Origin of the sequence: Embleya australiensis (assembly GCF_051903075.1) — a bacterium.
Lineage (GTDB): Bacteria > Actinomycetota > Actinomycetes > Streptomycetales > Streptomycetaceae > Embleya.
The window spans coordinates 566,800-593,550 of record NZ_CP182423.1 but is presented as its reverse complement, the minus strand read 5'-3'; the positions used below and the strand labels follow the sequence as shown (position 1 = coordinate 593,550).

Annotated in this window: 27 protein-coding genes; 11 read left to right on the top strand and 16 right to left on the bottom strand. The window is 71.0% G+C overall.

Translation table 11 applies throughout. The features are described from left to right. Positions 1-36 precede the first annotated feature (36 nt). Positions 37-567: a phosphatase PAP2 family protein gene (locus ACMXN5_RS32920; protein ID WP_439678545.1), complete on the top strand. Its 531-nt coding sequence runs from the start codon at positions 37-39 to the stop codon at positions 565-567. A 197-nt stretch (positions 568-764) separates the two neighbouring features. Next, a complete protein-coding gene (locus ACMXN5_RS32915) occupies positions 765-1,085 on the top strand; it encodes a hypothetical protein (protein WP_439678544.1) in 321 nt (106 codons plus the stop codon). 218 nt (positions 1,086-1,303) lie between these two features. Here ACMXN5_RS32915 and ACMXN5_RS32910 read toward each other — a convergent pair whose 3' ends face one another. Further along, positions 1,304-1,855 carry a hypothetical protein gene (locus tag ACMXN5_RS32910; RefSeq protein WP_439678543.1) on the bottom strand — a complete coding sequence of 184 codons (552 nt, stop codon included), beginning with the start codon at positions 1,853-1,855 and terminating at the stop codon, positions 1,304-1,306. Between the two features lie 509 nt (positions 1,856-2,364). On the opposite strand from ACMXN5_RS32910, the gene ACMXN5_RS32905 reads away from it, so the two are divergent. Further along, on the top strand, positions 2,365-2,760 hold the full coding sequence (locus tag ACMXN5_RS32905; RefSeq protein ID WP_439678542.1) for a hypothetical protein: 396 nt from the start codon (positions 2,365-2,367) through the stop codon (positions 2,758-2,760). A 37-nt stretch (positions 2,761-2,797) separates the two neighbouring features. On the opposite strand, the gene ACMXN5_RS32900 is transcribed toward ACMXN5_RS32905, so the two are convergent. Beyond that, complete coding sequence (locus tag ACMXN5_RS32900; RefSeq protein ID WP_439678541.1) at positions 2,798-3,646, bottom strand: SDR family NAD(P)-dependent oxidoreductase; 849 nt, start codon at positions 3,644-3,646, stop codon at positions 2,798-2,800. A gap of 104 nt (positions 3,647-3,750) precedes the next feature. On the opposite strand from ACMXN5_RS32900, the gene ACMXN5_RS32895 reads away from it, so the two are divergent. The 3 genes from ACMXN5_RS32895 to ACMXN5_RS32885 all read left to right on the top strand — a co-directional run bounded on the left by ACMXN5_RS32895 (position 3,751) and on the right by ACMXN5_RS32885 (position 5,677). Continuing rightward, the gene (locus ACMXN5_RS32895) at positions 3,751-4,356 is read left to right on the top strand and encodes a CGNR zinc finger domain-containing protein (protein ID WP_439678540.1); all 606 of its coding nucleotides are present in this window, start codon (positions 3,751-3,753) and stop codon (positions 4,354-4,356) included. After that, positions 4,328-4,891 carry a hypothetical protein gene (locus ACMXN5_RS32890; RefSeq protein WP_439678539.1) on the top strand — a complete coding sequence of 188 codons (564 nt, stop codon included), beginning with the start codon at positions 4,328-4,330 and terminating at the stop codon, positions 4,889-4,891. The genes ACMXN5_RS32895 and ACMXN5_RS32890 overlap by 29 nt, the downstream gene beginning before the upstream one ends. Before the next feature lie 240 nt (positions 4,892-5,131). Further along, the gene (locus tag ACMXN5_RS32885) at positions 5,132-5,677 is read left to right on the top strand and encodes a hypothetical protein (RefSeq protein ID WP_439678538.1); all 546 of its coding nucleotides are present in this window, start codon (positions 5,132-5,134) and stop codon (positions 5,675-5,677) included. Positions 5,678-6,126: 449 nt separating this feature from the next. Here the strand turns inward: ACMXN5_RS32885 and ACMXN5_RS32880 are convergent, their stop codons facing one another. Further along, complete coding sequence (locus ACMXN5_RS32880) at positions 6,127-7,503, bottom strand: VWA domain-containing protein (protein WP_439678537.1); 1,377 nt, start codon at positions 7,501-7,503, stop codon at positions 6,127-6,129. A 232-nt stretch (positions 7,504-7,735) separates the two neighbouring features. On the opposite strand from ACMXN5_RS32880, the gene ACMXN5_RS32875 reads away from it, so the two are divergent. Further along, positions 7,736-7,909 (top strand): CsbD family protein, encoded by a 174-nt coding sequence (locus ACMXN5_RS32875; RefSeq protein ID WP_380005935.1) that lies wholly within the window; start codon positions 7,736-7,738, stop codon positions 7,907-7,909. Positions 7,910-8,020: 111 nt separating this feature from the next. Here ACMXN5_RS32875 and ACMXN5_RS32870 read toward each other — a convergent pair whose 3' ends face one another. The 10 genes from ACMXN5_RS32870 to ACMXN5_RS32825 all read right to left on the bottom strand — a co-directional run bounded on the left by ACMXN5_RS32870 (position 8,021) and on the right by ACMXN5_RS32825 (position 18,626). Further along, on the bottom strand, positions 8,021-9,667 hold the full coding sequence (locus ACMXN5_RS32870; protein ID WP_439681327.1) for a SpoIIE family protein phosphatase: 1,647 nt from the start codon (positions 9,665-9,667) through the stop codon (positions 8,021-8,023). Then, complete coding sequence (locus tag ACMXN5_RS32865; protein ID WP_439678536.1) at positions 9,667-11,442, bottom strand: ATP-binding response regulator; 1,776 nt, start codon at positions 11,440-11,442, stop codon at positions 9,667-9,669. The genes ACMXN5_RS32870 and ACMXN5_RS32865 overlap by 1 nt, the downstream gene beginning before the upstream one ends. Before the next feature lie 2 nt (positions 11,443-11,444). Further along, a complete protein-coding gene (locus tag ACMXN5_RS32860; RefSeq protein WP_439678535.1) occupies positions 11,445-12,443 on the bottom strand; it encodes an ATP-binding protein in 999 nt (332 codons plus the stop codon). A gap of 68 nt (positions 12,444-12,511) precedes the next feature. Then, the gene (locus tag ACMXN5_RS32855) at positions 12,512-12,946 is read right to left on the bottom strand and encodes an anti-sigma regulatory factor (protein WP_439678534.1); all 435 of its coding nucleotides are present in this window, start codon (positions 12,944-12,946) and stop codon (positions 12,512-12,514) included. Beyond that, complete coding sequence (locus ACMXN5_RS32850; RefSeq protein WP_078980827.1) at positions 12,943-13,341, bottom strand: STAS domain-containing protein; 399 nt, start codon at positions 13,339-13,341, stop codon at positions 12,943-12,945. The genes ACMXN5_RS32855 and ACMXN5_RS32850 overlap by 4 nt, the downstream gene beginning before the upstream one ends. Next, on the bottom strand, positions 13,338-14,222 hold the full coding sequence (locus ACMXN5_RS32845; RefSeq protein ID WP_439678533.1) for an STAS domain-containing protein: 885 nt from the start codon (positions 14,220-14,222) through the stop codon (positions 13,338-13,340). Before ACMXN5_RS32845 ends, ACMXN5_RS32850 begins: the two co-directional genes overlap by 4 nt. Positions 14,223-14,367: 145 nt before the next feature. Next, a complete protein-coding gene (locus tag ACMXN5_RS32840; protein WP_439678532.1) occupies positions 14,368-15,201 on the bottom strand; it encodes a DUF1295 domain-containing protein in 834 nt (277 codons plus the stop codon). Positions 15,202-15,304: 103 nt separating this feature from the next. Beyond that, positions 15,305-16,579 carry a class I SAM-dependent methyltransferase gene (locus ACMXN5_RS32835; RefSeq protein ID WP_439678531.1) on the bottom strand — a complete coding sequence of 425 codons (1,275 nt, stop codon included), beginning with the start codon at positions 16,577-16,579 and terminating at the stop codon, positions 15,305-15,307. Beyond that, positions 16,576-17,358, bottom strand: coding sequence for a DUF1365 domain-containing protein (locus ACMXN5_RS32830; RefSeq protein ID WP_439678530.1), 783 nt, complete (start codon positions 17,356-17,358; stop codon positions 16,576-16,578). Before ACMXN5_RS32830 ends, ACMXN5_RS32835 begins: the two co-directional genes overlap by 4 nt. After that, entirely contained in the window at positions 17,355-18,626 is a 1,272-nt protein-coding gene (locus tag ACMXN5_RS32825; protein WP_439681326.1) for an NAD(P)/FAD-dependent oxidoreductase, read from the bottom strand. Before ACMXN5_RS32825 ends, ACMXN5_RS32830 begins: the two co-directional genes overlap by 4 nt. A 422-nt stretch (positions 18,627-19,048) precedes the next feature. Here ACMXN5_RS32825 and ACMXN5_RS32820 point away from each other — a divergent pair, with 422 nt between their 5' ends. Beyond that, on the top strand, positions 19,049-19,696 hold the full coding sequence (locus ACMXN5_RS32820) for a carbonic anhydrase (protein ID WP_439678529.1): 648 nt from the start codon (positions 19,049-19,051) through the stop codon (positions 19,694-19,696). Between the two features lie 172 nt (positions 19,697-19,868). Here the strand turns inward: ACMXN5_RS32820 and ACMXN5_RS32815 are convergent, their stop codons facing one another. Then, on the bottom strand, positions 19,869-20,855 hold the full coding sequence (locus ACMXN5_RS32815) for an L-threonylcarbamoyladenylate synthase (RefSeq protein ID WP_439678528.1): 987 nt from the start codon (positions 20,853-20,855) through the stop codon (positions 19,869-19,871). A gap of 311 nt (positions 20,856-21,166) precedes the next feature. Then, positions 21,167-22,090, bottom strand: coding sequence for an NmrA family NAD(P)-binding protein (locus ACMXN5_RS32810; RefSeq protein ID WP_439681325.1), 924 nt, complete (start codon positions 22,088-22,090; stop codon positions 21,167-21,169). Between the two features lie 106 nt (positions 22,091-22,196). Here ACMXN5_RS32810 and ACMXN5_RS32805 point away from each other — a divergent pair, with 106 nt between their 5' ends. Continuing rightward, positions 22,197-22,760 carry a TetR/AcrR family transcriptional regulator gene (locus tag ACMXN5_RS32805; protein WP_439678527.1) on the top strand — a complete coding sequence of 188 codons (564 nt, stop codon included), beginning with the start codon at positions 22,197-22,199 and terminating at the stop codon, positions 22,758-22,760. 335 nt (positions 22,761-23,095) lie between these two features. Here the strand turns inward: ACMXN5_RS32805 and ACMXN5_RS32800 are convergent, their stop codons facing one another. Beyond that, complete coding sequence (locus ACMXN5_RS32800) at positions 23,096-24,010, bottom strand: MBL fold metallo-hydrolase (RefSeq protein ID WP_439678526.1); 915 nt, start codon at positions 24,008-24,010, stop codon at positions 23,096-23,098. A 101-nt stretch (positions 24,011-24,111) separates the two neighbouring features. Between ACMXN5_RS32800 and ACMXN5_RS32795 the strand changes: the two genes are divergently transcribed. Continuing rightward, on the top strand, positions 24,112-25,041 hold the full coding sequence (locus ACMXN5_RS32795; protein WP_439678525.1) for an AraC family transcriptional regulator: 930 nt from the start codon (positions 24,112-24,114) through the stop codon (positions 25,039-25,041). A 363-nt stretch (positions 25,042-25,404) separates the two neighbouring features. Beyond that, positions 25,405-26,577 (top strand): hypothetical protein, encoded by a 1,173-nt coding sequence (locus tag ACMXN5_RS32790; protein ID WP_439678524.1) that lies wholly within the window; start codon positions 25,405-25,407, stop codon positions 26,575-26,577. Positions 26,578-26,751 lie beyond the last annotated feature (174 nt).

Sequence of the window (26,751 nt, the reverse complement as noted above, 5' to 3'; positions counted from 1 at the left end):
ATGAGGTTGCCGGGATGGTTGCGGGAGAGTGATCGTGTGGGGACGCAGGAGGCTGCGTCACGCATCCCCGCCGGGGTGGGCAGGCTGCTCTCGGGTGTGGAAGAGGTCGCGGAGAGTTCCAAGCTGTGGGTCGGCGCAGCCACAGTGATGGCGATCGTCGGAGGGGTACGCGGTCGGGTGGCGGCGGCGGCCGGGTTGGTGGCGCTCGTGACCGCACAGGTTGTGGCGAACGGCGTGTGCAAGAACCTGGCGGACCGTCCCCGACCGCCGAAGGAGTGGATTGCGCACGACGAGGTCGACGACCGTCCCGATTCCTCGTCGTTCCCCTCCGGCCACACCGCCGCCGCCGTCGCATTCACGGCGGCGGTCGCTCCCACGTGGCCGACCGCTGCGGCCCTGTGTGCGCTGCCGGGCGCGGTGGTCGCCGTCGAGAGGGTTCAGTCCGGTGCCCACTACCCCAGTGACGTCGTCGCGGGCGCCGCCATCGGCCTGGCGAGCGCCTGCTTCATCCGCCGCGTCCCGCGCCTGCTGCCGCGCGGATGGCTGCCCATCCGATTGCCATCCTGAGGAAGGGCCGTCCCCATGGCCAAGGGTCCTGCGGCGGCGATGATGATGTGCGCGTCCGTGCAGGAGGAGGGTCGTCGTCCCGTCGCGAACATCCCGCGGCCAGGCATCCGGCGATGCGCGCGACTGCCGGAGATCGGCGGTGTGGTCGAGCGGGGCCCGACGCGGAGCCCGTCGGCCGATGCGCGGCCTCCGAACGCGTGGCAGCGCTCACCGCCCTCGACCCCGCCCGGGCGACGCCACCTCGCCCCGGGAGACCTGGCCGTCCCGTCTGGACGCCGCCCGGACCTGGCGCACCGAACATCCCGAACACCACCGACTCGACGTGCCCGCCCCCGCCGGCCGCACGGCTGATCCGCCGCCGTAACCACAACCGCGGCATCCTGGACCACGAACGCGCCCGCGCCCTGGCCGAACTCGGCATGATCCGGGACCCGGCCGACGCCCGTCGGCAGGCGGGCCTGGCTGCCGCCCGCGCCTTCCACACCCGACACGGACACCTGCGCGCCCTCGCCAGGTGAGCACCTGTTCCGTCGGCGGAGTTCCGTCTGGGTCTTCGTCGTTCCGGTGGGCCCGCCATCCGCCTCCCGGCACTGCCGCGACCACTCGGTCCGCCCATTCGGGGTGGGAGACGTCCTCGTAGTCGGTGACCGAGCGGAGTGCGCCGCGCTTGGTGTCGACCACGAGGGCCGTGCCGGACGCGAGTCGGTCGAGGGTCGGGAGGGGACTTCGGGAAGGGTCAGCAGTAGTTCTGGATGTACCAGACCGGGGCCCAGTTGCCGTGCGGATCGCCGTAGGGCGCACCCGGGGTGGTGTAGATCCAGTTCTTGCTCTTCCCGTACATGCCCGTCGTGAAGTTGAGGGTTTGGTTGTTGTACCAGGAGCCGCCGCTATTGAGCCCGTCGGGAATCTCCTGCATGTAGCAGTCCTTGTAGCGGAACGCCAGGTTCTTGTAATTGGCGTTCTTGTACCCACAGAAGTAGCCCGGGGGGCAGTCCGAGGGCGCTGCGGTCAGCCGAGGGTGAGCCGTGGCCGACTGTGGCTGCGCCGACGCGGTGTTCGTCGTTCCGACGAGGCACCCGGCCGCGATCGCCGTGGCGGCGATACTCGTGAGGATCCTGCTCTTGACGGCCATGCGAATGGGTCCTTTCTCGACCGTGTGGTGGTCCCTGTGACCGGTGGATGTGGGTTGTCCGCGCTCGATGTTCGGCGGGTGAACACGTTCCTGCCGCATCGGGTCGCAGTCCGAGACGCGGGTGTCGTCGTCGGACGCGAGGCCGCTCGCGGACACGGAACCCGGGAGGGTCGGCCGTCGTTGGTGACGTCGACCCGCCGCGCAACAGCCGTGTGGAATCCGGGTGTTCTGTCGCCCCTGAGCTCGCCGGTGCGGTCCGAGTTCTGGTGCTCGTCCGCCCGCACGCTGCCCGCGTGTCGTCTCTCCCGATCGTCGGTCGGTGTCCGGATGAACACCGGCGTGTGCATCGCTGCCTGGGTCGGAACAACGAGTTCCGTCGGCCCACATCCATGCTGCTGTCATCCCTCCCGCGTGTCATTGGCGCAGAGCGACCTGGCGTAGGCCCACAGCGCACAGCACACGAGTCGAGCCGGAAGGCACACCCTCGGGTCAACGACACGGCCAACCGAAAGGTGAGTAAGGGTGTGTCCCCTCTCACTGCGCAGACGCGACGCGCGGTCGGACCAGGTGTTGCACGGACCAATGACACCGAGCTGCCGGCCGTCTCGGTCGCCGGGGCTCACCCGGGCATCCAGGCCCGGCGGCCGTGGTCGCGGTTTCCGCACGTGTTCGGCCCCGGCGCGGAGATCGCCGAGGTACTGCGACGGCTGCGCTCGGCGGACGCCGCGACGACGCTCGAGGTGATCCGCGGACTGTGGGGGAGCGTGTGTTACGCGGGACAGTCGTCCGCTGCGGGCGTGTTGGCGGTGCCGTTCGTGCTGCGCCCGGCCGCCGATCGCTCGGCGCATCACCGGTCGGAGATGTTGTGGTTGGCGGGTCGGATCGCCCGCGGTCGGGACAACCGCGGTTTCGGGCGCGAGGACCTGCTCATGGCCGGCTACCCGCAGGACGAGTGGGCGTTCGACGCCGCCGGGTACCTGCAGAACTGGACGATCGACGCGGCGCGCGCCGCGATCACCGCCGACGCGCGGATCGTCGTTGCATGCCCGTCTGCGCCATGACCAGTTTCGCGGCGGGATCCGTGGTGTACGGCGCGTACTACCTGTCGACGGCGTCGGTCACACGCTGCCAGTGGTCGAGGTCTGCGATCCGTGCCTCCAGAGCGGGGCGTATGCCTGCGGCGCTTGAGGTGCCGAGTGCCAGACGCAGTGGAGGATTGGGGCTGTCGACCGCGGTCCGGATGCCTGTGGCGATCCGCGCCGCGGCGGAGAACGCGGACGCGGGCAGCTCTCCGATGCCCTTCTGCACCACGCGGACCGTCTGGTCGTAGTCGTCCAGGCCGGCCGCGACATCGAGGTTGGCAAGGAAGGGGGTCGCGGTCATCCCGGGCTGGATGATCGTGACCCTGATGCCGAGCGGTGCGACCTCGGCGACGAGCGCGTCCGTCAGCCCCTCGACCGCGTACTTGGTGGCGGCCAGCAGACCCACGCCGGGATGGGCGGACTGCCCGTAGACCGACGAGCCCTGGAGGATGTGCCCGGACCGCTGGGCGCGGAGCACCGGCAGCGTAGCGCGGAGCACATTGAGCACTCCGAAGACGTTGGTGTCGAACACGGCGCGGGCCTGCGCGTCGGAGGCCTCTTCAACGGCTCCGAACAGTCCGTATCCGGCGTTGTTGGCGACGACGTCGATACGGCCGAACCGTGCGAGCGTGCGTTCCACTGCGTCCCGGACGGCTCGCTCGTCACGTACGTCCGACTGGACGGGGAGCAGGCGCTCACCGTGCGCCGGTACGAGTTCGTCCAGGGAGGAGGTGTCGCGGGCAAGGGCGGCGACGGTGTCGCCGTTCTCCAGCGCTTGGAGCGTCAGTTCGCGGCCGATGCCGGAAGTTGCGCCGGTGATCAGCCATGTGCGGGAGTGGGCCTGGTGGTTGGATGTCCCAGTCATGTTGCGACCGTAAGGCGATAGATCGCAACGAGTCAAGCGAAGTCGCGCGAAGAGGTTGCTCACTAGTCGGATTAGCGCCGCTCACGCTGAGGTAGTGTGGGGGGATGACCACTTCGGCAGCCGGATCCCCCGAACACAGCCCGCGCACCGTCACGCCGGCGGTGGAGACCGTTCTCGCATTCGTGAACACCCGCTCGGACGGGGCCGGTCGGCGGGAGTTGTTCGCGGACGGGGACTCGTTCGCGGCATGGCTGGCGCAGTACGAGGAGTTCGGTGGCGCAACCGTGGCGACCGACGCCGACGCCGCGGTCGCGCGCGAGCTTCGCGATGCCCTGGTGACCGTGCTGCTTGCGCACTCGGGCGACGAGGAGAGCCTGGGTGAGCCGCTGGTGCGTGCCGAGCGGCACCTGCAACGCGTGGGTTCGCTCTACCCGCTGGCCACGGTGGTCACGGCCGGCGGTGTCGAGCTGGCCTCGCCGCAGGCGGGGGTGCCGCGCGTGTTCGGAACCGTACTGGCGGCGGTGACGACGTTCGCGCAGAGCAGTGACTGGGGGCGCATCAAGGCATGCCGGAATCCCCCCTGCCATTTCGGTTTCCTCGACCGCACCCGCAATGGGAGAGGGCTGTACTGCACTCCCGGCTGCGGCTCCCAGGTGTCCATGCGCAAACACCGCCGACGCCTTGGCAGCGGTGCGCTGTCCGAGGCGTGAGACCGCCTGGGCCGACTCCGTTCGACAGGAGCCGGAGAGCGACGCGATCGCGTATGGCAAGGCGAGGGCCGGGATCGGGGACGAAGTCCTCTCGCGCGACGCGCTCGAACACCGGCCGCCACCCGGCCGGGAGAATGTCCTTGTCGACCAGGAGCGCCGCGAGGGAATCGGGCCTGATTACGGTCACGTTCGTGGGTGTCCGGTTGGAGAGTTCGGCGCGCAGCCGCCGGCCGACGTCGGGCAGTGCGAGGGCGAACGCCTTGGCCTCGGCGACGCGGTGGTGGAACGTGATGACGGTGCGCACGATGTTCTCGTGCGCGGTCTTCAACAGCGCGGTCTGCAACGCCGCGAGGCGTTTCCCGTGCCAGGCCTCGGCCGGCTTCGGCGCGTCGGGGCTCTCCTCGTCGAGGGCTTGGCGCGCGTCGCGTACGAACGTGCCGGTTTCCCGTGTTTCGGCGCGCGGACCTGCGTTGTGCCGTTCGGCGTCATGGTCGGGGTGCGTGCCTGGGGTCGACGATGCGGTGTCCGTCGATGAGCAGAGGGGCGCGCCGTAGGCGGAGGCGGTCGACGGCGGAGACGGTGTCGGGTGGAACGAACCGCTGTCGGCCGTGGCGCTGCACCCTGTCGAGGTCGACGGCGAGGGAATCGAGTGCGTCGGGCTCGGCGTTGGGGACGGGACGATCGAACGCTTCAAGGAGCAGGTGGCGTCGGCGACCAGGGGGCGGTGAGCGGGGACGGACGAGGGGAGGCCTCAGGGTGCCGGTAGCGTGGCGGCATGGAGCGCGGCCCGCTGGACGAATGGCAAGCGATGCGTCGCGTTGTCGATGGTGTTCGGCGCGACGGCGCGTTTGAAGCGCGGACCTCCACGAAGGCCCTCGTGGCCATTGCCGGCTGCACGGTGCCGTTGCTCGCGGCGATGGCGGGGTCGTTCGCGAGTCCGAATCCGGACATGCCGAAGGTGCTCGTCCCGGTTGTGGCGGTGCTGCTGGTGCCCGTGGTCGCATGGATTGGCCTGCTGGTTGTGCCGCGCGTGCGGCTGCGGGTCGACGCGGACGGCATCGCGGTCCGCGGGCGGCGCGTCGTGGCGTGGGAGGAGGTGACCGAGTTCCGGACCGGGATCGCCGCGGGGCGGGCACCGCAAAGCTACGTGCTGGTCGAGCGCGCCGGCGCCGCCGGCCCGCTGCCGCCGGTGAAGCTGCCGATTCTGCTCGACGTCGACACGGCGATTCTGCGCGCCGCACTCAACACCCTCCTCGTCGAGCGGCGCGAAGGAACACGGCCCGGCCCCGGGCCCGTTTGGCCGCGCCCGAGCCGGCCCTGATGCCGTCCACGGCCCTACCCGGGGTGGTTGCGCCGGGCCGCGATCTCCGGCTCGGGGGGCGCCGGCTCGGCAGCCCGGTCGGGAGCCGACACCGGTTGCGGGACGTAGGCGGGCAGTTCGATACGCGCGATTCGCGGGCGGCGCGTTCGTCCTGGGCGCCCATCATCTCGACGGTCGCGTCGTGGCGGACGGTGCGCAGGTCAGGTCGGGCCAGATACGGGCGAGGAGGTCGGGGTCGCGAAATTCGGGGATGAGCGTCGGCGTGGACCCGCGCCTCGGGTCGCTCGTACCGGTCGCGGCCGTGTCCTGGTGGGCCGCCGGCACCCGAGGGCGCGACCCGTCCCGGCGCGGCGGGGATCGTCCAGGCGGGCACGGGGCGCCCCACCCCGACCGTGCCGAGCCGGCCGGGCCTGGTGCGGTCGGTCGCACGGGGGCGGGGTGCCGGTGGTTCAGCCGAGCAGCCGTGCCGCGCGGGCGGCGACGAGCCATACGGGGAACTCGCCGAGCAGGCGGTCGTACAGGTCGTCGTCGGTGACCGAGTCGATGTCGTCCAGGGCGAAGAAATTGCAGTTGTCGACGACGCGGCCGGGAAGGGTGTCGAGGCGTTCGAGGATGCCGTACTCGCTGCTCCCCAGTCCGAGGAACTGCCAGAACACGGGGTGTTCGGCCGCGGAGGTGAGTATGCGGGCCATCTCCTCGTCGGCCCACACGTCGCCGTCGGTCACGAACAGGACGAGGGTGGGCAGTCCGTCGGCGCAGCGGTGGTAGGCCGACATCAACTCGCGCATCACCACGGGTTCGTCGTTGCCCACGCCGACGGACTCCGGCCGCTTGCGGAACTGCCGTATCCAGCGTTTGAGTTCGGGGACGCGCAGCGGGTCCCGTAGCCGCTGGTGGTGGTCGGCGTACAACCACACGTCCATGGCACCGTCGTCGTCGAGGCGGGCCGCGACCGGCGCCAGGCGCTCCAGCATGCGCGCGACGGTGCCGTTTCCGTACACGTCGTACATGGACCCGGAGGCGTCCAGGACGAGCACCACGTGTGCTCGGACGCCGCGGAGTCCCTTCTTCTCCAGACACACGGCCACCTGCTCCTTGCGCAGGTCGACCCGCCGAGCGAGATCGGCGGGCAGGGCCGAGGTGTCACCGGCGGTATCCGCGACCGCCGCGACGGGCGCCGGCGCGGGAGCCGGTGCGGGCACGCCCGCGATCGGCACCGCGGCGCCGGCGGCCGTGTGGGCGGCTTCCGACTCCGCCGATTCGCCGGCGACGTCCACCCCGTAGTCGGTGGCCAGGCCCGCCAGACCGGAGGCGTACCCCTGCCCGACGGACCGTAGCTTCCAGCCGCCTTGGCGGCGATAGAACTCGACCACGACCAGCAGCGTCTCCGTGCCGCCGCCGGGGCTCGGGCACCGCGCCGCGAACGCGCCCGCGCCGGGTGGCTTTTGCTCGTCGGCCGACGCGACGTACGTGACCAGGTCGCCGACGTCGCCGAATCGCCCGCCGTCGATCGACGCCGCCACCAGCACGCGTTCGACGTCGGAGGGCAGGTCGCCGAGCGCAATCCGCACGCCCGCCCCTTCGCCTTCATCCCCCGCCGCGCCGATGCAGCGCACCGCGCCACCGGCGCCCGACGGCTGGTTGTAGAAGACGAAGTCGGCGTCCGAGCGCACTCGTCCGTCGGTACCCAGCAGCAGCGCGCACGGATCCAGAGCGGGCGTGCCGGGCCCGGGCGTCCACGCCAGGGTGACGTCCATGACGCCGGTGGGCACGGTCGTGTTGGCGCCCGGGGGCAAGGGCTGGGGCGGGATGGGTATTTGATGCATCGGCTCATTGTGGCCGCCTCACCGTGGGTGGCCGGCACCGGCGTCCCCGGAACTCGATGGTGGATGACACGGGCCGGTAGGAGCAGACAAGAGTGCCGCCACAGGTCGTGGGCTGCCCAATAGCGCCGGCATGCGTGGGGCAGGGGGGCCGTGTTCCGGCGTCTCGACCGGGGTGTGGATCGGGAAGGTCGGGGCAGGCGTGGGACGTCATCGTCGATCCGGAGGAGTACGCATGAGCGCCGCGAACAAGGCCGACAACATGGCCGACAAGGTCAAGGGCAAGGCCAAGGAGACCGCCGGACGCGCGGTCGGCAACGAGCGGCTCGAAGCCGAAGGCCGTGCGGACCAGGTCAAGGGCGACCTCAAGCAGGCAGGCGAACACGTCAAGGACGCCCTCAAGGACTGACGACGCACCCGAGCGACCCGGGGCCGGCGCCGAGACCCATCGGCACCGGCCCCACGCACGTGCGGGCCGGCGGCGGGGGAGCGGGGCCGCCGACCGCCGCCTGCGGGACGGCTACCCGGTCCTGCGCAGCAGGAGAAGGGCGATGTCGTCGCGTTCGTCTCCTTCGAGGGCGGACAGGAGATGGTCGGCGAGGGCGTTCAGGTCGGTGCGGAAGGACTCGTCCCGGAGTGTCTCGGTACGCAGGCGTGCCATGCCCGCGTCCAAGTCGCTGGTGCGTTCCTCGATGAGGCCGTCGGTGTACAGGAGGACGGTCGCCTTTGCGGGCAGTTCGTGGCGTACGGTCTCGGGCCTGGGCACTTCCAGTCCGAGCAGTGCGCCGGCGACCGTGAGGTAGTGCGCATCACCGTCCGTGGTCACGATCAGCGGGGGCAGGTGACCGGCGTTGGCGATGTCGATCGTTCCGGTGCGGGGGTCGAGCATCAGCACGCACACCGTCGCGGTCTCGTACGGGTGAAAGCGCATCAACATCGCGTTGAGGCGTTCGAGGATCGTGTGCGGTTCGTGGCCCTCGCTCGCGTAGGCCCGTAGTCCGTGGCGTAGTTCGCCCATGATGGTCGCCGCGTGCAGGGAGTGTCCGGCGACGTCGCCGATGGTGACGAGCAGGCGGTCGCCGATCGGGACGGCCTCGTAGAAGTCGCCGCCGATCTCGGTCTCGTCGGACGCGGGACGGTAGCGCACCACGATGTCCACCGAGTCGGACGAGGGCAACCGGGACGGCAGGAAGGTGCGTTGGAGCGACAGCGCGAGCGCGTGCTCCTGGGCGTGGGAGCGGAACGCCTCGACGGCGAGGGCCCCGGTGCGCGCGAGTTCGCGCAGCGCCCGCTCCTCCTCCGGATCGCGGGTGGCGATCGCGGGAACGGCGAGGGCGGTGGGCGGGCGGCTGGCCTTGGTCCGGCAGATCGCCAGACGGACGTTGCCGTCGGCGAGACTGTCCGGGAGCGTCCGCAGCCAGTTCTCGGCACTGATCACGACGGATGTCGAGCCTGTGCTCTCGTGGAGATTCGTGAGACGCGAGAGGGCGTCGAACAGTGTCGGCGGAACGTGCCCCTGTCGGGGATCGAGGCCGAATTCGCTGATCACGGTGCGGCGGGCGACGCCGCCCTCGCCTTGGACATAGGAGGCGGCCGGCCCTCGACTGATCAGGGAGGCTCCCGTCGCGATGGCGTCGCCGAGTTCCTCGAGGGTGGAGGCGGCGTTCACGAGCATGGTCGCGCGAGCGAGTTCGGACAACACCGCCGCGGTGTGCTCGGCACGACGGCGCGCACGCGAGTAGCGCAGCGCGGACTCGAGGGTGGCCAGCAGTACGTCGGGATCGATGGGGTCGACGAGGTAGGCGTCCGCTCCCCGGTACAGGCCCTGGGCACGCTCGCCCACCGTGATGGCGGAAGCGGAGACGTGGACCACCGGCACGGAGGCGGTACGGGCGTCGGACTTCAGCCGTTCGCACACCTCGAAGCCGCTGGCGTCCGGCAGGCGTACGTCGACGATGGCCGCGTCCAGCGCGTCGCCCTCGTCGGCGGCGGCGAAGGCCAGGGCCAGTGCCTCGGCGCCGGTCGCGGCCTCGACGACGCGGTGCCCGGCCCGCCGGAGCCAACTGCTCAGGATGTAGCGCTTGGTCTCGGTATCGTCGACGACCAAAACGGTGGCGGCGGCCTGGGGCGCGACACGGTGATCCACGGCCGTCGCGGGGGGTCGCATCACGTGCTGCCTCCGTCGGCGTGGTTGGTTCGCGACACGTCGAGGGCGTGGGCGATGTCGTCGGTGGTCAGTCCGGTTTTGGGGAGGCTGTACACCGCCGCGACGCGTTCGTGCAGCATCGATCGATCGAGCGAGGTCACCACCACGACCGGTACGCCCGAGAGTGTGGGGTGCGCCGCGAGCCGCCGCATGACCTCGAATCCGTCGGGCTCGGGCATGTGGAGGTCGAGGAAGATCACGTCGGGCGGATCCTCGGCGGCAAGGGCGAGGCCGAGGGTTCCGTCGCCCGCCTCGACCAGCCGGGTGACGAGCGGCCGAGCAAGCGCGCGAAATACCTCCCGGAAGGCGGGATCGTCGTCGATCACGAGTGCGTGGCCGACCTGCGGCGTGTGCTCCCCCGAGGGCGCGGAGGCCGCGGTGGGCAGGGGGAGCCGAACGGTGGCGGTGGTTCCGACGCCCGGGGTGCTCTCCAGGGTGAGCGTGCCTCCGAGCAGGCGGGTGAGGCTGCGGGCGTAGGGCAACCCGAGGCCGGTGCCGGCCGACCGCGCCTGCAAGGGGCCGGGGATCTGGTAGAACTCCTCGAAGACCTGCGCGAGATGGTCGGCCGTGATGCCGACGCCGGTGTCGCGGACGGTCAGCACCAACTGCCCGGCGAGCGGGTCGCGGCCCGCGACGAGCACGACCTCGCCGCGTTCGGTGAACTTCAGTGCGTTGGACAACAGATTGCGCAGGACCCGGGTGAGGACGACCTCGTCGCTGACCACCGTGGGCGGATGATCGCCGACGTCCAGGCGGAACGTGACGTCGGGGGCCGCGACCGGGTGCATCACGCCGTGTATGTGGGTGAGCAGTTCGACGAGATCGACCGGCGTCAGGTGCGCCTCCATGCGTCCCGACTCGGCCTTGGCGATGTCGAGGAGTTCGTTCACCAGGGTCGAGAGCGTGGCGCCCGACGACTCGATCAGAGTCGTCTGGCGGCGCTGCTCCTCGGTGAGCGGGTCGGCGGCGGGATCCAGGAGCAGCCGGGCGAGGCCGATGACGGAGTTGACCGGCGTGCGCAGTTCGTGGCTGACATTGGCCCAGAACCGGGTGCGGGTCTCGGCGATCACGTGCAACTGCCGGGTCTTCTCCTCCAGTTCGGCGTAGAGCGCGACCACGCCGGTGTTGGTGTCCGCGAGTTCCTGGGACAGTTCCGCGTACAACGCCAGGACACCCTGATTGGTTTCCTGGAGTTCGTCATTGAGCCGCAGCAGGTCGTCCTGGCGGGCCTGGAGGTCGTCGAGCGCGTTGAGCAGTTCCTGGTTCTGGGAGCGGAGTTCCTCCAGTGCGCTGCGCGGACTCGAGGCGGCCACGGCCGCTCTGGCCGGTTCCACGTCGCCGGGCCGGAAATCCACCAGCCGTTTGCGGACCACGATGCGGTCATCGAGCCGCTCGACGTCTTCCACCAGGCGTTCCGCGGCGCCGACCGTGGGCGGCATGACGCCCACGCCCTTCGGACCCGGTGTCTCCCAGGCGATCTCCACCACGAGAGAGGGTCCGACACCGTCGAGTTCGACGCCGAACTCGACGACGGCCGGGCCGACGACGTCGATGATTTCGCGACCGATCTCGCTCAAAGCGGTGGCCACCCGCACGCGGTCCTGGCGGCCGAGACCGACGGCCTCGGCGACATTGCGCGCGAGTTGCCGCACGACGAAGACATCATGGGCGTCGCGCAGCGGACACCTGGTCAGGGGCGTGATCGTGGCCCGCCATCGTGTGTGTCGGTCGTCCACGATCAACCGGTCTTTCGGGGCGCCCTGACCGCCACGACACACGCGTCGTCGGAGCGAGTGCCCGCGTCGCGCAGCAGCGTCGCCGCGACCACGAGCGGTGTGTGTGACGTCAGACCGGGAGCGTCGGCGGCGCGTCCGCGTTCGGTCAGTCCGTCGGAGTGCAGCACGACCATCGCTCCGGCAGGCAGGTCGTACTCGAATACGCGCCGGGTGCGCGCGTGCTGGCCGGCGATGCCGGGCAGGGAGACCATGCCCCGGCGGGGCCCGTCGCTCAGGATCGTGCCGGAGACGTTACCGATGCCGCAAAAGCGTACGACGCCGCCGGCCGCGTCGAGTTGTGCGACGGAGAGCGCGCCGCCGCGGGTGCCGCTCATCGCCCGATGCAGGTGATCGGCGTAGGCGTCGGGCCGTCCCGGGGGAGCGGCCTCGAAAGCCTGCACGGCGACGTCGGAGGCGCGTGCGGCCATCGGGCCGTGCCCCAGACCGTCGCACAACATGACGGTGGTCGTCCCCTCGTCGACACGCACGGCGTACGCGTCGCCACACACCGTCTCGCCGCTGATCGGCCGCGTCAGTCCGGCCACCTCGTCCCAGGCCGCGTCACTCGCCGCCCGGCTCCGAAAGCGCAGGGCCAGCGTGACTCCACGACCGGGGAGCGAGAACAGGTCGGCGTCGTCCGCCAGGCGCAGGATGCCGCCCAGGCCGATACCGAGGGTGCCGCGGCTCGAGTTGCCGTCCGTGCTCGCCCACGCGATGTCGGAGATCCCGGGGCCGCTGTCGACGGCCACCACCTCGATCGCGACGCGCGCGCCCGAATACACCGACCGCAGCAGGATGGTGCCGTCGTCCGCATGCCGGTGCAGGTTCGTGGCGGCCTCCAAGACCACGATTCCGATTTCCTCGGAACGCACGGCGTCGAAGCCCAGGCGGTGCGCGAGCGCGGTCGCGGCGCGCCGCGCCGCGGCCGGCATGCTCGGATCGCCGTGGCGAAACCAGGACACGTCCGTCGCTCGTGCGGGCCTTGGCGACGTGCTTTTCTCGCGGTCCGCAGGTCCGTTCGTACCGGTGGTCATCGCGACCACTTCACGATCTCCACGCGCGTGCCGTCCCCGACCTCGGTGTCGATGTGAAAGTCGTCGACGAGTCGACGTGCTCCGCTCAGTCCCAGACCCATGCCGTCGCCACTGGTCCAGCCGTCCGTCAGGGCCTGGTCGAGGTCCGGGATACCCGGGCCCTCGTCGACGAACCGCACCCGCACCCCGCGCCGCCGACCCTTGTCCACGACCCACAGGTAGGCCGTGCCTCCGCCGCCGTGGATGAGCGTGTTGCGGGCGAGTTCGCTGGCCGCCGTGACCAGTTTGGTCTGGTCGACCAGGGACAGGCCGATGCGCTGCGCCGACTCCCGCACCGCCTGACGGGTGCGCACCACGTCGTCATTGCCGCGGATCGGTTGGATCTGGGCCTCGGTATCCCCGTCCGTGGGGCCGGCGCTCGGCGTGGTCATCCGCCGGACACGTCGATCGAGGCGTCGCCGAACAGGTTCGCCCGCCGGCGTGCCAGCAATGCCAGACCCTTCTCCAGGTCGAGCGCCGTGTGCACCCCACCCATCGACAGCCCCAGTTCCACCAGCGTGATCGCCACCGCGGGCCGCATGCCCACCACCACGGTCTCCGCGTCGAGCATGCGCGAGACGGCCGCGATCGTGGCGAACATACGGCCGATGAAGGAATCGACGATCTCGACGGCGGAGATGTCGATGGCGACGCCGTGCGCACCCGTCCGCACGATGCGTTCGGACAGGTCCTCCTGCAACGCGAGCACGCTCTCGTCCTGGAGGTCGACCTGGATCGACACCAACAGGACGTCACCGATCTTCAGGATCGGCACACGTTCCATCACGACCTCCGGGCAGGCGAGGAGCGAGGCGCCTCCACCCCGCTGCGGCGCAGTGCGTGGGACAGCGCGTCGGCGAGCGAGGCCTTCGTGGCGATGTCCCCGAACTCGATGCCCAGTGCGACGATGGTCTGCGCGATCTGCGGGCTGATTCCGGAGATGGTGCACTCGGCGCCCATCAGGCGCGCGGCCACGACGGTCTTCAACAGATGCTGGGCGACCTGGGTGTCGACGGCCGGGACACCGGTGATGTCGATGATCGCCTGTTCCGAGCCCGTGTCCACCAGGGCTTGGAGCAGCTTCTCCATTACCACCTGGGTGCGCGCCGAATCGAGAGTGCCCACCAAGGGCACCGCCACGACTCCGTCCCACAGCTTCACCACCGGGGTGGACAACTCCAGCAATTGTTCCGTCTGGTCGGAGATGACCTCCTCGCGTGCCCTGGAGTAGGTCTCGAACGTGAACAGGCCGAACGCGTCCAGCAGTCGCGCGAGCCTTTCCGCGGTCTGGTAGTTCGCCAGCGACGGCTGCTCGCTCGCGACGAGGTCGAAGACCACTTCCTTCAGCCCGAACACACCGATGGCGGTCTCGGACGGCGTGAAGCCCTGCCGGGCCCGATTGCGGGACAATTCCGACAATAGGGCTCGCAACTCGCCGAACGACTCGCTCCCGGAGCCCTCCAACTCGTCGTCCCGGGTCCCAGCCTCGAGTCCGGCGAGCAGCGCCGAGAACAGGTCGCGCAACTCGCCGGTGACCTCGGCGCCGGACACACGTCCGCGCAGGCTCCCGGCCACTTTCGCCGACCAGCGCTCCGTCAGCGCGGTCTGGTTCGACTTCAACAGGTCCAAAACCCTGAGGCGAACCCCGATGCCGCCCTGTTCAGCCACCAACGCGCTCCCCTTAAGCATCCATTGTCATACGACAATGAAGCTTAGGTCATGGGATGAGCCGCCCCGAAGGTACCCGGGACCAACCGCCGCCCAGGCCCGCCCACCGGCCGGTGCGCATGCGGTGGGAGCGAGTCGTCGAGGATCACCGCCGCGGCTTCCGGGGTGTCGTGGTGGCCGGAGCGCGGCGGGGCGGCAGCGGCAGGAAGCCGCTGGTGCGGTCGGCATACTCGATCCAACCGGGTCGCTCAGCGGCCAGTTGCCGCTCGAGCATCGGCTTCCCGCTGCCGAAAGCGAGCAGATAGGTCATCAACAGCGGACTGAGGACGAAAGCCCAACCGACGGCCGTGTCGGCGACGAGCAGGAACAGACCCCACCACACACATGCGTCGCCGAAATAATTCGGGTGGCGCGTATAGCGCCACAGGCCGCGGTCCATGATGCGATCCCGGTTGGCAGGGTCGGACTTGAATCGCGCGAGCTGCCGGTCCCCCACCCCCTCGAAGAACAGGCCGACCGCCCACAGGGCCACACCCGCCCAGGCGAGCGCGCCGGGCGCGGACGGAACGTACTGCGCCGCCTGGATGGGCAGCGAAACGAACCACACGATGGCGGCCTGGAGCAGGTAGACCATCCGCAGCGCGTACCGGGTACGGGCCGGGCCCTCGGGTGCCCGCGAGAGCATGCGGGCGTAGCGGCGGTCCTCCGGTGCGCCCCTGGCCCGCCACCCGATGTGCGCGGACAATCGAGTCCCCCACAGCACGACCAACACGGTGGCCAGTCCTCGACGCGTCGGGTCCCCGTGCCCGGCGGACAGGACGTACCCGGTGGCCGCCACGGCGATGAACGCCAATCCCCAGGCGACATCCACGCCGCGGTGTCGCCCGGTGCGCGCACCGACGATGAACGCGGCGAGGAATACGCCGAGGGTGACCGCGGCGGTGACGGCGAGGTTGGCGGAGAAGGCGGCCTCGTTCACGGTGGCTCCTCATATCGACGGGTGGCGAGAACTCGATGCCCGGACGGCGTGGACGATGCGCCCGGTCGAGGCGTCGGTGCATCGCCGAGCACTGTCGCCGGGTTCATGGCGTCGATTCCTCGCGGGTCAGTACGAGTTGGTGGACGTCCAGGTAGCCGCTGCGGAATCCGGCCTCCGAGTAGGCGAGGTACAGCTCCCAGGTGCGGCGGAAGACCTCGTCGAAGCCGAGGGCGGCGACGTCGCGCGCGTGTGCGGCGAAGCGCTCGCGCCACAACCGCAGGGTCTCGGCGTAGTGCGGGCCGTACGCCTGAGCGCTCACCACCCGCAGCCGGGTGTGGTGGGCGGCGCTCTCGACGATCGCCCGCCCGGACGGGATGAGGCCCCCCGGGAAGATGTACTTGAGGATCCACGTCTGGGTATCCGCGGTGGCGAGCATCCGCTGATGCGGCATGGTGATCGCCTGGAGGGCAACCCGGCCGCCGGGTGCCAGTCGACGGTCGAGGGCGGTGAAGTAGTCGGGCCAGAACGGCCGGCCGACGGCCTCGATCATCTCGACGCTGACCACGGCGTCGTAGGTGCCTTCGGCCTCACGGTAGTCGCAGAGCCGGATCTCGGCCCGGTGTTCCTGTCCGGCGTCGGCGATCCGCCGCCGGGCCAGGGCGAGTTGCTCCTCGGAGAGGGTCAGGCTGACCACCCGGGCGCCGCGGGCCGCGGCGCGCATCGCGAGTTCGCCCCAGCCGGTGCCGATCTCCAGCACCCGGGTGTCGCGGCCGACGCGCGCGAGGTCGAGCAACCGGTCGATCTTGCGGTGTTGCGCGGCCGGCAATCCCGCGAAGCCGGCCATCGGCCTGCCGTCGGGCCCGGTCGGAAAGAGCGCCGAGGAGTAGGTCATCGTCGGGTCGAGGAACAGGGCGAACAGCTCGTTGGAGAGGTCGTAGTGGCGGTGGATGTTGCGTCTGGCGTTCGCGGCGGTGGGCAGGTCCTCGCGCGGCGGCCGTCGAACGTGCAGTCGCCTCAGCCGCTGCGCGAATCCCGGCACGAGGGTCTGCGGGTCGGTGGCGAGCGCGGTGAGGAGGGCCACGAGGTCGGGACTGGCCCAGTCGCCGGCCTGGTAGGCCTCGCCGAAGCCGATCAGGCCGCTCTCGCCGACGCGATGCGCGAACGCGCGCGGACGGAGCAGACGCAGAACCGGTGCGCCGGGCGGGGCCGGGCGCAGGACACGGCCGTCGGGGCCTTCGACGCGCAGGGCGCGGCGGGCGGCGACGCGGTCCAGGAGGCGTTCGACGACGGCCGCGCGCAGCGGAGCGTGCGGCACGCGGGCGACGTCGGGCCAGCGGTCGGGATGGACGACAGGCGTCGGCGAGGCCTGTGTGGTCACGGGACGGGCACCTCTTCGGGGGGCGTGGGGTTCACGGCCGATGGATCGGAGCCGGGTCGGGGATGGACGGTAAGGCCGCGCAGCCACAGACGCACGCCCCGGTAGCGGATGTGCAGGCTCACGGCCCACGTGGCGAAAGGGTGGGTGAGCGCGGCACGCAGCAGGGCGATGGGGCTCGCGGGTCGACCGGTGCCGTGGACGGTGGCGGTGAAGGCCCGAACGCCCGCGTGCTCGAAGTGGACGGCCAGGTCCAAGTGCCCGCCCGGCTCGGGCAGGACCAACCGGTAGTGCCCGTCGACCGGGAAGAACGGTGAGACGGGAAACTCCTTGGCGGTTCGGGCCCGACCCGCGGGATCCGGGCGCAGGAGGTAGCGGTGCCGGCCACCGTGGGTGTTGTGCACCTCGGCGACGGTGCACAGCGGACGGCCCTGGTCGTCGCGGCACCAGTACACGGTCAGCGGGTTGAAGACGTATCCGAGGGACCGCGCCTGGGTGAGCATCAGCACCCGGCCGGTGCCGAGCCGCACGCCTCGCGCGGCCAGGTAGCGCGCCAGGTCCTGACGGATCGTCAGTTCCGGGTGGGCGGCGTCCTGGATGTGGTCGCTCGGCCGAAATCGCGCCAGGGGCCGCAGCGGTCGGGGCACGGCCGGAGGTCGGTCCGGGTCGATCAGCCACAGGTATCCGCGGTGGTGGAAGGCGTATCGGTGGGGTGTGGTGCGCACGTGGGTGATGCGGGTGTCGTAGAGGACGGCGCCCCATGGGCCGGGCGGGATGTTCACGGTGCGCTCACTCCCAGCAGGGATCCGGCCGCCTCGACGCCGGAGCGGCAGCCGTCCTCGTGGAATCCCCAGCCGTGGTAGGAGCCGGCGAACGCGGTACGCCCGCCGGCCAGTTCGGGCAGGCGGCGCTGGGCGGCGACGGTGCGTGCGGTGTAGACGGGATGCTCGTACACGGTGCGAGAGAGCACCAGGTGTTCGGGGATCGGGTGCCGCGGGTCCTCGTTGAGGGTGACCAGGTAGTCTCCGACGCCTTCCAGGCTCAACAGCCGGTTGAGGTGGTAGCTGACCCGCACCCGATCGGAGGGGGCGGTGCAGTGCGGCATGCGGTAGTTCCAGGAGCCGCGGGCCGATCGCGCGCGCGGCAGGACGGTGGAATCGCGGTGCAGCACCGTGGGATTGCGCGAGTAGGTGAAGGCGCCGAGGATCTCGCGCTCGCCCGCGGTGGGGTCCGCGAGGAGCCGTAGAGCCTGGTCGGCGTGGGTGGCGACGACGACGGCGTCGGCCGGGGTGCCGCGTCCGTCGTCGGTGATCACGGTGACGCCGTCACTGTGGCGGCGTACCGCCCGGACCGGGGCGGAGCGATGCACGGTGGTGAGGCGTTCGGCGATCTTGTCGACGTAGGTTCGGGAGCCTCCGACGACCGTGCGCCAGGTCGGTGAGCCGCTCACGCCGAGCATGCCGTGGTTGGCGAGAAAGACGAAGAGGTAGCGCGCGGGGTAGTCGCCGGCCAGATCGGGGGCGCAGGACCACACGGCCGCGACCACCGGGGTGATGAAGTGGTGCGCGAAGTAGGTCGAGAACCGCTCGGACGCGAGGAATTCGCGGAGGGTGGGATCACCTGCCGCAGGGTCGGCGAGCAGGCGGCGGGCCGCCCGGTGGAAGCGTGGTACTTCGGCGAGAAGCCGCAGATATCTGCCACGCAGCACGACATCGGGCCGGCCGAGCAGCCCGAGCAGGCCTCGGGCGCCCGCGTATTCCAGGCCGCACCCGTCGCAGCGCACGGACATGCTCATGTCGCTGTCCCGGGTGCGCACTCCGAGTTCCGCGAACAGTCGCACCAGGTGCGGGTAGGTGCGCTCGTTGTGCACCAGGAAGCCGGTGTCGAGCGCCGATACCCGGCCGTCGGGCTCCACGACCGTCCGGGTGTGCGCGTGGCCGCCCAGGCGCCCGTCGGCCTCGAACAGTTCGACGTCGACGCCCGCCCGGGACAACTCGTACGCGGCGGTGAGGCCGGCCACCCCCGAACCCACCACCGCCACCCGGCCCATGCGTGCGCCACGGCGTGCGGGTGGATGGCCCACGGAGGTGGAGACGGTGTCGAACATCGATGCGATCGCCCCTCGCGTCGGGACCGCGGCGCGGTCGCCTCGGTCTCCTTTACGGGATCTTCGGAGCGGATCGACGCGCGGATTGGTCCGTCGTGGTGACGAATGTCAACCGACGCGGCGACCGTCGACCCCATCGGTCGGGCGCACCACCCACTCGGCGCCGAACCAGGTGGCAGGCACCGATCGTTCCTTGTACCGACCACGACCCGATCCGACGGGAGTCTCCGCCGCGAGCGCTGCGGCCGGACCCCGTGGCCGGTCCGATCGTCCGCATGGCCCGCCGCCGCCGATTGGCGAACCCCAAGGCCGCCCACCCGCCGGCCGCCTCGGCAACCTCACTGGTCAATGCATAGGCTGCGGTCATGACCGACCCACGGATCCCGACGCCCCGCGAAGCCTTCGAACTGCTGTTGGCCGGTAATCAACGCTTTGTCTCGGGCTCTCCCGAGCATCCGAACCAGGACGCGACGCGCCGCGCCGAGACCGCTCCCTCCCAGCAGCCCTTCGCCGTGCTGTTCGGGTGCTCCGACTCCCGACTGGCCGCCGAGATCATCTTCGATCGGGGGCTGGGCGACCTGTTCGTGGTCCGCACCGCAGGGCATGTCGTCGGTGCGGAGGTGCTCGGCTCCGTCGAGTTCGGTGTGAGCGTCCTCGACGCGCCACTGGTCGTCGTCCTGGGCCACGACTCGTGTGGCGCCATCGCCGCGGCCAACTCCGCCCTGGCGGACGGGCAGACGCCGGGCGGCTTCCTGCGCGACGTCGTCGAACGGGTGACCCCGAGCGTGCTCGCGGCCCGCGCCGCCGGACGCGACACAGCCGACGAGATCCTGGCCGAGCACATCGAGCACACCGTCGACCTCCTGCTGGAACGCTCCCACGTCCTGGCCGAGCGATTGGCCGCAGGCCGCGTCGGCGTGGTGGGCCTGTCCTACCGGCTGGCCGACGGCAGCGCCCGCCTCGTCGCCTCCCGCGGACTCGACGAGGCGCGTCCCGGTCCCCCGGTTTCCTGAGCGCTTCGGCGCCGACCGCGCCGCCGCCCGGCAACGAGGGCGATACTTCGAGGAGTTCCGCGTCGGCGCGACGCACCGCCGCGTACGCGCCGACCGAGCCGAACGTGAACACTTCGGCCATCGCCGCGTGACGCGGATGCCGCAGCGCGCCCAGGCCCATCGCGATCAGCGGTTACGGGGTGGGTCGCGGTCCCGCGGCGCGGCGGAGCCGGTTGGCGATCGCCAGTCCCAGTCCCTCCTCCTCCGGCAAGGACGCGATGATGACGTCGCACCCCTGCCGGTCGAGTTGGCGCAGGAACCCGTACAGCCCGCGCGCGTAGGCGGCTGTCGAAGCGGGCACCGCCACCACGGCGTGGGCCTTCACCGGCGTGCCGGTGAGGGATGCCGGCAGGAAGACGCCCACCCGGTGTCCCAGATCCCGGGCGAGTTCCGCTTCGGCGACGATCTTCCCGGGCTCGACGAGGACGACGCGCGCCTGCGGCGCGTAGTGGGACGGATGCCGGCCCGGTACTCGAATGGGGCTGGTCGACGGGACCGAGAGCGGGAACCCCAGCACCGCTTCGAGCTCCTCGCGCGTCACCCCGCCGGGCCGCAGGATGCTCGGGACATCCCCCGTGACGTCGACGATGGTGGATTCGACGCCGACCTCGCAGGGGCCGCCGTCCAGGACGAAGTCGACGGCATCCCCGAACTCGGCACGCACGTCGTTCGCCGCGGTGGGACTGACCCGGCCGAACCGGTTGGCGGACGGAGCCGTCACACCCCCGCCGAAGGCCGCCAGCAGCGCGAGCGCCACGGGATGGTCGGGCACGCGCACGGCGACCGTCTCCAGGCCACCGGTCGCTTCGAGGGGCACCCGGCTGCCGCGCCGCAGAACCAGCGTGAGCGGCCCCGGCCAGAAGTGTTCCGCCAGCAGGCGCGCCGTCGCGGGCACGTCCTGCACCCAGTCGTCCAGGTGTTCCGCCCCGCCGATGTGGACGATGAGAGGATGGGAGGGCGGACGCCCCTTGACCTGGAAGATGCGCGCGACGGCGGCGGGATCCTCGGCGTCGGCGCCCAGTCCGTAGACGGTTTCGGTGGGCAGGGCCACCAGGCCGCCGGCGCGCAGCACGGCCGCCGCCTTCTCGATGTCATCGGTGCTTGCCGTCACCCTCGTCATCCAATCACGGTTTCGCGATCGCAACGAAGCGGGCCGCTGCCGGATCCCGTCGTGTGCGCGGCGGAACACTCGTCCGGTGTCTCGTCCCTCGGGTCCAACGGCTCGGATGTTCCGGGGAGTTGGGTGCGCGAGTGGTTCACCCGAACGTGGCGCGCATCGGGAGAGGGGTCATGCGAAGGGGGCCCAGAGCGCGCCCGGCGGGGGCGGTGCAGGCGCCGGCGACAGCGGCTCGGTCGGCGAGTGCGACACCGACGCGGCCCCCGGCCTGGCCGCACTCCTGTGATCACCACCGCGATGGATCGCGCTCCCGCTCAGGCGGCGGTTCGCAGATGCTCGTGCGCCCACTCTTCGAAGCCGGTCGGCTCGATGCCCAGCGCACGAGCGAACCGCGGCCGGGCCGGCTGGCCGACCACCTGTATGAACTCGTGCGTGGCACCCATGTCTCCCATGCCCGCCGCACGTGCCTGTTCCTCGGTCATGTCCGGGGCGCTCAGCGGGACTCCGACGGCGCGGGAGAGGATCTCGGCGATTTCGGCCATGGTCAGGTAGTCGCCGGCGAGCTCCAGTTCCACTCGATGAAACTCGGCGGGGGCGGACATGGCAGCCGCCGCTGCTCGGCCCACATCCTTGGCTGCCACGAGTGCCAGGTGCGTGCTCGGTTTGACGATGGTGACCAGTCCTCCCTCGAGGCCGCGGGGGAAGTAGAACCGCATGGACGGCTCGAAGTTCTCCATGAAGAACGACGGTTTGAGCAACGTCCAATACGGAAAGTCGAGTTCGCGCAGCCGGTCCTGGATCGCGGCCTTCGTGCCGAGCGGGGCTTCCAGCGCCGCCCACCGTCCTTCGGCCCAGCCCGGGGCCTCGACGTGCTGTCCCACGCCGCTGGTGGAGGACTGGACGAACTGCTCCACACCGGCGGCCCGCGCAGTCGTCATGAGGTTGTCCGCCTGGCGGACCTCGCCGGCGAAGTCGAACCCCTGCTCGGTGTATGCGGGCATCTGCACGGAGAAGACGGCCCGCACGCCGTCCACGGCCGCCTCAAGGGTCGCCGGTTCGGTGAGATCGCCCACGAACAGGTGTGCGCCGAGTTCTTCGACGGCTCGTGCTCGCGGCGTACTCGGGTCGCGCACCAGGGCGCGCACCGGTGTTCCTTGCGCGAGCAGGACGCGGGCGGTGGCACCGCCTTGACGGCCGGTGGCTCCGGTGACGAGAACCGGTATCGCGGCATCGATCATGTGCACGTCTTCTCCTCGGCGGCCACGCGGCATAAACGGCGGGGCCCGCCGTTTCGTGTTCGCTACGATACGGCGGGGCCCGCCGTTTATCAATGTTGGGGAGATCATGACCGGCCAGCGTTCGGACGCCCGCCGCAACCACACGCACATCCTGGCCGTGGCCGAGGCCGAGGTGGCGGCCCAGGGGGCCCAGGCATCCCTGGAACGGATCGCCCGTATCGCGGGAGTCGGATCAGCCACCGTGCGGCGCCACTTCCCCACCCGCAAGGCCCTACTCGAAGCCGTCTTCAAACAGCGCGTCCACGACCTGTGTGATCGCGCTCATACGCTCAGCGGCGAGCAGGACAGCCGCTCCGCGCTGGTGGAATGGCTGCGCGAGCTGCTCGCCTACTCGCTCGCCGCACGCGGTCTGGCAGACGTCCTCTCCTACGAGCCCCTCGGGAAGGAGGCCACCCCGGACTCCTGTGCGCCGGCCATCGGTGCGGCCGGAGCCGTGCTGCTGCGCAAGGCCATCGACGACCGGACCGTCCGGCCGGACATCACCATCGACGATCTGCTCGTACTGATCGTCGGAATCGCCCTGGCCACCGAGAATCACGCCGACCCGGCGACGCAGGCGGACCGCGCCTTCCGGCTGGCCGTCGCAGGCTTCGGCGCCGACGGCACCTGAGGCCGTCGCAGGCCATCCCTCTGCGGATTCGGGGGAGGGGCGGGCGCACCGGCGGACGGCGAAGGGGCGGCGCTTGTGAACGTCGGGCCGGTGGTGGCGATCGCTGGGTGAGCCCCCGATGTGGCACCGTCGTCGGGCGCGGGGAACTCGTCCGGCGCGAGTACTGCCGCCGTGGTGCCGAGCGCGGCCGACACGACGACGGCCAAGGCGGTCGCGGCCCGCCGGCCGTTGCGCCGGCCGCCTCTTCGGCCCTGCGGCGGCAGGTCCGACCCGGCGGCGACACGAGTGGACATCGCGGCGGGGCGGGCCCCGGGGCCGAGGGAGCGACCGCACACTCACAGCGTGCGGTAGGCGGCCCACGGTCCGAGGGCGAGGCCGCTCCCCGCGCGTCGGACCTCCACGGCTCCCGCTCCGCCGAAGTGCGCGGGGATGACCAACTCCCGCTCGTCAGCCGCCCGTTCGAGTACGCGCCGTCGACTGGCCGCAGCCCGTACCGGGTCCAGGCACAGGCAACTGCTGCACGCGGGGGCGAGGATCTGTACCGGGCTGTGCACCAAGTCGCCGACCAGGACCGCCCGTTCACCCCCGGAGTCGACCCGCAGCACGGACGAGCCGGGTGTGTGGCCCGGGGCCGATTCCAGCGTGAGAACCGCGTCGATGCGGTGCGCGCCGTCCCACGACACGACCTGCCCGGCCCGGTGGAGCGGGGCAATGCTGTCCTCGTAGATCAGCCGGTCGTCCACGCGCAGTTCGCCTCCGTACGCGTTGGCCGGGCCGAAGTGGAAGTCGTCGGCGGCGGGCAGCAGGTATTGGGCGTTGGGGAACGTCGGTACCCACTCGCCCGCGGGGCCCGTGGTGTTCCAGCCGACGTGGTCGGCGTGGAGGTGGGTGTTGACCACGATGTCCACGTCCTCGGGGCGGATTCCGGTTCGCCGGGTCAGCCGGTCGGGGAAGTCGCTGCGCCAATGGTGGAACACCGATCCCGGACGCTCGCGTTCGTCGCCCATCCCCGGGTCCACCACGATGGTTCGGCCGCCGCTGCGCAGGATCCACGTCTGCAACGCGACCACCGCCTGGTCGTCGTCCGGGTTCCAGTGATCCGGGGCGAGCCGGTCGCGGTTCTCCTTCCACAATCCCTCCGGCGAGTCGGGGACCAGCGTGCGGGCCGGTACGTACGGCCCCTGCCACTCCACGAGGCGGATGATCTCGACGTCTCCCAGCACGATGCTCGGTGCGTTCTCGATGCTCATGCCGTCGACCCTAGAAAGCAGGGATGGCGCTCTCAATGTCTCGAAAGCTCATTCGGATACGCGTACGTCTCACTCCTTCGACTCATGGATACCCTGACCCCATGGATGTCGTGAGCGACGCGATAGGCGCCGTACGGATCGGGCGCCCATCCTGCACCCGCGTCGGCATCAGCGGAAGCTGGTGCACCCGGCTCGCCCCGTATGACGGCGCGGGTTTCCACGTCGTACTCGAGGGCGGATGCCGCCTGTCGCCCGACGGCCCCGGCCCCTCGCTCCTGCTCGGCACCGGCGACGCGGTACTCCTGCCGCACGGCGCGGGGCACACGATCGCCGACCGCCACACCGAACCGGACGCCGCCGCGCGGGAACGGGCCGTCCCGTTCGAGCAGTGGCAGGCGACACGTCCCCCCGACCATCCGGCATCGGACACCGACGAAGTGCGAATGTTGTGCGGCAAGTACCGGCTCGACCGCGCCCGGATGCATCCGCTCATGGCCGAACTGCCCCAGGTCGTACACCTCCCGCACCAGGTGGGCGGCCATCCCGCGCTCCGGTCCGCCATCGACCTGCTGGGCCGGGAACTGGGCGAACGGCAGCCCGGGGCCTGCGTCGCGGTCCCCAGCCTGCTCGACCTGCTCCTCGTCTACATGATCCGCGCGTGGATGAGTGAGGACACGACGGGAATCTGGCCGACCGTACTGGGCGATCCGGTGACCGCCGCCGCACTCAGGGCCCTGCACTCCGATCCCGCGGCGCCCTGGACCAACGACCGCCTCGCCGCCGAGGTCGGCGTGTCGCGCCCCACTCTGGCAAGGCGATTCGCCGTCCTGGTCGGCCGCCCTCCGATGAACTACCTCACCTGGTGGCGCCTCACCCTCGCCGCAACCCTCCTGCGCGACACCCCCGACTCCCTGGCCACCATCGCCCGCCAGGTCGGCTACGGCACCCCCTACGCGCTCTCCCACGCCTTCAACCGCGAGTTCCACACCACCCCGGGACGCTACCGCGCGGCGCCGTCCCGACCGGAGTGACCACGAGCCGACCACCGGCGCCGCCGAGAGGGCGCCGCCCCGCCGGTGGCGAAACCGCGGGGCGCACATCGCCGACGGATCCGAACGGGACCCGACGACCGTGCCCGTCACCGACGGCCGGGGGCGCATCGAAGGCCGGAGTCGAGCATCGGATCGTCGACAATACGGGTCCCCGGGAGAGTCGCCCCCCCGGCGTCGAAGCGGGAGCATCCCTGCGGATGGGCCATGTCCGAGGCGCTCGCGCGCGATCTTCGACCGGGCCCACCCGCCGCAGACCGGGCCGAGCGTGCGACGAGTGGTGGCCCGCCGGACGAAGGCGCGTGGAGGGACCCGAACGCCGGTCGGCGAACGTACGATCACCGTGTGTCGATCATCTCGCATCTCTACCACGGTGAGTTGGGCGAATGGTGCCAGTCGAGGCTGACCGGCTCGGAAGAGGCAGCAAGGCGCGTGACCGAGCACCTGCGCGAGCACGCGATCATCCGGCCCGAAGGCAAGGTCGAGAGGCATCACTGGAGCCAGGCCGACCGGACCCTGGCTCTGCGGCTCGGCGCACTGATCCAGCCCGCCCCGCCCTATTCCGCGCTGCTGGGCCTGGCCCGGGCGGGGCTGGTCACGCGGTCCTGGGCCGACGCCCAGGCGGCACGGTATCCGACCCACGCCCCGCTCCCGGCACACTTCCGGCGTCGGGCGCTGGACATGCGCCCGACGCCGGACGGCTGGCTCGACCTGCAAACCATGCGGGATGCCGGAGCGACGGTCGGCGACGACTTCTCCTCGAACGAGCGCGACCACCGCCGCTTCTCGCGTCCCGGTCTGCCCGACGAGGCGCCGTTGGCCGAGCTGTTCGAGCGAATACGGGCCTATTTCGCCGCGCACGCTTTACCGGGCCGCTTCGGCGGGCCCGGACCGGAGAAGGGCCTGACCCGGTTGTGCTGGCTCCTCGGGTCGTTCCAGTACGCCTACCGCAACGACAGCGTCGAGCACCCGCTGTTCCGGATCTTTCGCGACGACGCACCGACCGTGACGCAACTGCACCGCACCGCCGACGACGAGGTGATCGCCGACCCGCTGGCCCTGACACAGCGGCTCAATGCCTCCGGCGCGCTGTCGCGGATGCGTCGTCTGGCCGGCGATCCACCGGTCGGCAGACCCTGGGGCATCACCAACCCGGTGATCTTCGAGCACTGGGACGACAACGTCTTCCTGCTCAACGGCCCCAACGGCGCGACATTGCTGGAAGTGGTGTCGCTGGTGAGGGCCGACGACGCGCACACCCGGGGTCGCCGTCGCCTGTGGAAGATGCTGACCGGCGCCTGGCTCGACACCGCCGACACCTTCCGCATCCGCGCCCTGGCCGTGTATTTCGCCCGGCACGGTGTGCTCTTCAGCTGGAACCTCGACTCCTACGCCGGCTTCCTCCTCGAGGGCCGCGACCCTGACAAGGCCCGGAAGGAGTTCGTCGCCCTCGCCGCGCGCCTGCGCGATACGGACCGCGCCCGCCGGACAGCCTGGCGCGAGACCCACGGCGCGTGACGGCCGTCAGCGCGGTCGGCTCAGTCATCCGGCCTGTCCCCGCCCAAGGGGGCGGACGGGGAGCCCGTCCGGATCGACGCCTACGGAGGCGAGAGCGGGAGCAAGGCGCACATCGAGGGCAGGGTGGCCGTTGGCTCCATCGGGGTTTTTGTCGAGTCGTGGGATTCGGCGGAT

What these genes read in the sequence shown, in the direction of transcription:
- ACMXN5_RS32900 (WP_439678541.1), bottom strand. Translation starts at nt 3,646, where the DNA reads ATGACTGGGACATCCAACCACCAGGCCCACTCCCGCACATGGCTGATC.
- ACMXN5_RS32895 (WP_439678540.1), top strand. Translation starts at nt 3,751, where the DNA reads ATGACCACTTCGGCAGCCGGATCCCCCGAACACAGCCCGCGCACCGTC.
- ACMXN5_RS32885 (WP_439678538.1), top strand. Translation starts at nt 5,132, where the DNA reads ATGGAGCGCGGCCCGCTGGACGAATGGCAAGCGATGCGTCGCGTTGTC.
- ACMXN5_RS32880 (WP_439678537.1), bottom strand. Translation starts at nt 7,503, where the DNA reads ATGCATCAAATACCCATCCCGCCCCAGCCCTTGCCCCCGGGCGCCAAC.
- ACMXN5_RS32875 (WP_380005935.1), top strand. Translation starts at nt 7,736, where the DNA reads ATGAGCGCCGCGAACAAGGCCGACAACATGGCCGACAAGGTCAAGGGC.
- ACMXN5_RS32870 (WP_439681327.1), bottom strand. Translation starts at nt 9,667, where the DNA reads ATGCGACCCCCCGCGACGGCCGTGGATCACCGTGTCGCGCCCCAGGCC.
- ACMXN5_RS32855 (WP_439678534.1), bottom strand. Translation starts at nt 12,946, where the DNA reads ATGACCACGCCGAGCGCCGGCCCCACGGACGGGGATACCGAGGCCCAG.
- ACMXN5_RS32825 (WP_439681326.1), bottom strand. Translation starts at nt 18,626, where the DNA reads ATGGGCCGGGTGGCGGTGGTGGGTTCGGGGGTGGCCGGCCTCACCGCC.
- ACMXN5_RS32820 (WP_439678529.1), top strand. Translation starts at nt 19,049, where the DNA reads ATGACCGACCCACGGATCCCGACGCCCCGCGAAGCCTTCGAACTGCTG.
- ACMXN5_RS32815 (WP_439678528.1), bottom strand. Translation starts at nt 20,855, where the DNA reads ATGACGAGGGTGACGGCAAGCACCGATGACATCGAGAAGGCGGCGGCC.
- ACMXN5_RS32810 (WP_439681325.1), bottom strand. Translation starts at nt 22,090, where the DNA reads ATGATCGATGCCGCGATACCGGTTCTCGTCACCGGAGCCACCGGCCGT.
- ACMXN5_RS32805 (WP_439678527.1), top strand. Translation starts at nt 22,197, where the DNA reads ATGACCGGCCAGCGTTCGGACGCCCGCCGCAACCACACGCACATCCTG.
- ACMXN5_RS32800 (WP_439678526.1), bottom strand. Translation starts at nt 24,010, where the DNA reads ATGAGCATCGAGAACGCACCGAGCATCGTGCTGGGAGACGTCGAGATC.
- ACMXN5_RS32795 (WP_439678525.1), top strand. Translation starts at nt 24,112, where the DNA reads ATGGATGTCGTGAGCGACGCGATAGGCGCCGTACGGATCGGGCGCCCA.